This window comes from Candidatus Kosakonia sp. 282A-S69 (assembly GCF_029433855.1).
GTDB lineage: Bacteria > Pseudomonadota > Gammaproteobacteria > Enterobacterales > Enterobacteriaceae > Kosakonia > Kosakonia cowanii_A.
The window spans coordinates 239,025-239,315 of record NZ_JAROAU010000005.1 but is presented as its reverse complement, the minus strand read 5'-3'; the positions used below and the strand labels follow the sequence as shown (position 1 = coordinate 239,315).

General features: G+C 48.5%; 1 protein-coding gene. It reads left to right on the top strand.

What is annotated here, in order from left to right; translation table 11 throughout:
- On the top strand, positions 1 to 291 hold a 291-nt coding region (locus tag PU683_RS22135; RefSeq protein ID WP_277174659.1), incomplete at both ends, for an aldehyde dehydrogenase family protein.

Sequence of the window (291 nt, the reverse complement as noted above, 5' to 3'; positions counted from 1 at the left end):
ATAAGAGACGCTTTTGATGAAAAAGAAGTCGCGATTTTTGAAGGAGAGGTTGAGGTGGCAACCGAACTACTTGATCAGCCGTTCGACCATATTTTCTTCACTGGAAGCACAAATGTCGGGAAAATTGTCATGACAGCGGCTGCCAAACACTTGGCATCTGTCACACTTGAACTTGGCGGCAAGAGCCCGACGATCATTGACAGTGAATACGATCTGATGGACGCAGCGAAAAAGATCGCCGTCGGGAAATTCGTAAACGCCGGCCAAACCTGCATCGCACCTGATTACCTG